Here is a 3,515-nt window from a genome sequence, read left to right on the forward strand (position 1 = left end):
GTCGGGCGCAGAGCGCGGGTCGCTCGGCATCCGGCACTCCGACGACCGGCATGGTCGTGGGTTCGCGCAGCCCCCGCACGAACCGTCGCGCTCAGGGCTGATCCCCTTCTCCGATGCCCCCGCGGATTCGTCTGCGGGGGCATCGTCGTGTCCGGCCGTCCCCTCGCGTCTGCGCGTCCCCGCGCGTGTGCACAGCAGTGGATGCCGTAGGCGACACGCCGTCCCGGGCTGTCGCCGCGCGCCGTGTCGTCGACATTGCCCGCCGTTGTGTCCTCGGCCGCGTCGCGGATGTCGGTGGTGTCCGCCACACTGGGTGACGATCCCGAGGAGGCACCCGTGACCGATCCCGATGCCCATGACGTCATCCGCGTGCGCGGTGCTCGCGAGAACAACCTGAAGAACGTCGACCTCGATGTGCCCAAGCGCCGACTGACGGTCTTCACCGGCGTGAGCGGGTCGGGCAAGTCGTCGCTGGTATTCGGCACGATCGCCGCCGAGTCGCAGCGGCTCATCAACGAGACCTATCCCACGTTCGTGCAGCAGTTCATGGGCGAGCTCTCACGCCCCGACGTCGACGCGCTCGAGAACCTCAGCGCCACCATCCGCGTCGATCAGGAGCGCATGGGTGCGAACGCCCGTTCCACCGTCGGCACGGCCACCGACGTGCACGCGATGCTCCGGGTGCTGTTCAGCCGTCTCGGTCAGCCGCACGTGGGCTCGTCGCAGGCGTTCTCGTTCAACGTCCCCTCGATCTCGGGTGCGGGCGCGGTGACCCTGGCGACGGGTGCGAAGAAGGGGCAGAAGCAGCGCCGGTCCTTCGAGATCACCGGAGGGATGTGCCCGGAGTGCGAGGGTCTGGGCCAGGTGAGCGACATCGACCTCGACCGGCTCGTCGACAAGTCGCTTTCGGTGAACGCCGGGGCGATCCTGGTGCCGGGCTACACCGCCGACGGGTGGATGGTGCGCATCTACGGCGAGTCCGGCTTCCTCGACCCCGACAAGCCGGTGCAGGACTTCACCGAGCAGGAGCGCCACGACTTCCTCTACAAAGAGCAGACGAAGGTGCGCATCGCGAACACCAACATGACCTACGAGGGACTCGTGCCCAAGGTCACCAAGAGCATGCTGCAGAAAGACCGCGACGCATTGCAGCCGCACGTGCGCGCCTTCGTCGACCGGGCGGTCACGTTCGTCTCCTGCCCGGCCTGCGAGGGCACCAGACTCAACGAGGGAGCGCGGTCGTCGCGCATCGGCGATGTCAACATCGCGGATGCCGCGGCCATGCAGATCACCGACCTCGCCGCCTGGGTGCGCACCGTCGACGACCCCACGGTCGCGCCGCTCATCCAGGGCCTTCGTGACACCCTCGACGCGTTCGTCCACATCGGACTCGGCTACCTCTCCCTCGACCGCGCCAGCGGCACGCTGTCCGGCGGTGAGGCGCAGCGCACGAAGATGATCCGCCACCTCGGCTCGAGCCTCAGCGACATCACCTACGTGTTCGACGAGCCCACCGCGGGTCTGCATCCCCACGACATCCAGCGCATGAATGAAACGCTCCTGCAGCTGCGCGACAAGGGCAATACGGTTCTCGTCGTCGAGCACAAGCCCGAGGTGATCGAGATCGCCGACCACGTTGTCGATCTCGGCCCTCGCGCCGGGCGTGACGGCGGCACCGTGCAGTACGAGGGCGACGTCCCCGGGCTCCGCAGCTCCGACACCCTGACCGGCCGCTTCCTCGATCATCGGGCCGAGTTGAAGGGCGCCGTCCGCAGCGCGGCGGGGGCCATGCCGATCCGGGGCGCGTCGCAGCACAACCTCCGCGACGTCGATGTCGACGTCCCGCGCGGCGTGCTGACCGTGGTGACGGGCGTCGCCGGCTCCGGCAAGTCGTCGCTCATCCACGGCAACCTTCCCGCCTTCGATGACGTGGTGGTCGTCGACCAGACCGCCATCAAGGGGTCGCGTCGCAGCAGTCCCGCCACGTACACCGGCATCCTCGACGCGGTGCGCGCCGCGTTCGCCAAGGCCAACGGGGTCAAGCCCGCGCTCTTCAGCGCCAACAGTGAGGGCGCCTGCCCCGCGTGCAAGGGCCTCGGGGTCATCGTCACCCAGCTCGGTTTCCAGTCCACCGTCGAGACGGTGTGCGAGCTCTGCGAGGGCACCGGCTTCTCCGACGACGTGCTCGAGTACACCCTCGACGGCAAGAACATCGCCGAGGTGCTGGCCATGTCGGTCACCGAGGCGGGGGAGTTCCTCGTCAAAGGACCAGCCGTGGCGGTGCTCGGCCGGTTGCGCGACGTCGGACTCGGCTACCTGACGCTCGGGCAATCGCTCAATACCCTCTCGGGTGGGGAGCGTCAGCGCCTCAAGCTCGCGATATCGATGGCCAAGTCGGGCGCGGTCTACGTGCTCGACGAGCCGACGACGGGTCTGCATCTCGCCGACGTCGACACGCTGTTGCGTCTGCTCGACCAGCTGGTGGATGCCGGCAACACCGTCGTCGTGATCGAGCACCACCAGGCCGTGATGGCGCACGCCGACTGGATCATCGACCTGGGGCCCGGAGCCGGCCGCGACGGCGGCGTCGTCGTGTTCGAGGGCACGCCCGCCGACCTCGTGGCCGCGCGCTCCACCCTCACCGCCGAGCACCTCGCTCGTTACGTTCACGGCGATGACTCCGGCGGACGCGCGAAATGACTCCGCCGCTCCCGACTACTACCGCGCTGCTCTCGAGAGGAGCGGTCCGGCGCTCGTCAGCCTGACGGCCAGTCGCTGCACATCGTCGATGACACGGCTGCGGCGAGACAGGCGTTCGACGCGCAGAGCGCAACGGCCGCGGGAAACTGACGGTCGGACGCTCCGGGGCGGCGGCAGTTCAGCCGTGGGTGCTGAGCGTCGCGTCGTGGAGGTGCCGATCGCCGTGCGGCAGCACCTTCACCATCACCCCGCGCCGACGCAGGTCGGCGACGGCGCGGGTCTCGTCCTCGCGCGTCGCGCCGAGCGCGTGCACGCTCGCGACCACGAGCACGTCACCGCCGGTGAGGGTTCCGAAGAAGCGATCGAGGCGGTTCGCCCAGCCCTCCATCGTCTCGGGTGCGGGGTGGCGGAAGCCCTCGATCGGCACCCCGAACCGGGTGAGATCGTCGCGCTGCTGCACTACGGTCGGCATGTCGGGCCGTGAGACGACGAGGCCGACGAGCCGCGAACCCGCGGGACGCGCCCGCCACCAGTCGCGGTCGCTCTGCAGCTCGGTGAAGCACTTCGGGCACTCGGCCGCGGCGTGCGCGTGGGGCACGGTGCCGGTCCCGGCGGCATCCGCAGATGACGGCATCGTCGGGATCGAATCGCTCATGGAGACCTCCGCCTCCATTGTGCCTCACGCCCCTGCGAACAGGCCTCCGCGTTCGCCGGCCGGTCGACTGCTCGACTCCCCTGTGGCCGATGAGCCCCGCGCCGGGGCGCCTATTGTGCACCGGGGCGGACGCCGGACGCCCCGCTGCACATTCCACGCC

Annotated in this window: 2 protein-coding genes; one reads left to right on the forward strand and one right to left on the reverse strand. The window is 69.6% G+C overall.

Features of this window, described 5'->3' with window-relative positions; genetic code table 11:
- Positions 1-288: 288 nt before the first annotated feature.
- Complete coding sequence (locus RWP81_RS15400; protein ID WP_314457575.1) at positions 289-2,700, forward strand: excinuclease ABC subunit UvrA; 2,412 nt, start codon at positions 289-291, stop codon at positions 2,698-2,700.
- Positions 2,701-2,878: 178 nt separating this feature from the next.
- On the opposite strand, the gene RWP81_RS15405 is transcribed toward RWP81_RS15400, so the two are convergent.
- Positions 2,879-3,355, reverse strand: coding sequence for a dehydrogenase (locus RWP81_RS15405; protein WP_314457573.1), 477 nt, complete (start codon positions 3,353-3,355; stop codon positions 2,879-2,881).
- Positions 3,356-3,515 lie beyond the last annotated feature (160 nt).

It is taken from the genome of uncultured Microbacterium sp. (assembly GCF_963521695.1).
Classification (GTDB): Bacteria; Actinomycetota; Actinomycetes; order Actinomycetales; family Microbacteriaceae; genus Microbacterium.

Excerpts from the sequence above, each read along its gene's own strand:
- RWP81_RS15400 (WP_314457575.1), top strand. The coding sequence starts at position 289 with ATGTCGGTGGTGTCCGCCACACTGGGTGACGATCCCGAGGAGGCACCC.
- RWP81_RS15405 (WP_314457573.1), bottom strand. The coding sequence starts at position 3,355 with ATGAGCGATTCGATCCCGACGATGCCGTCATCTGCGGATGCCGCCGGG.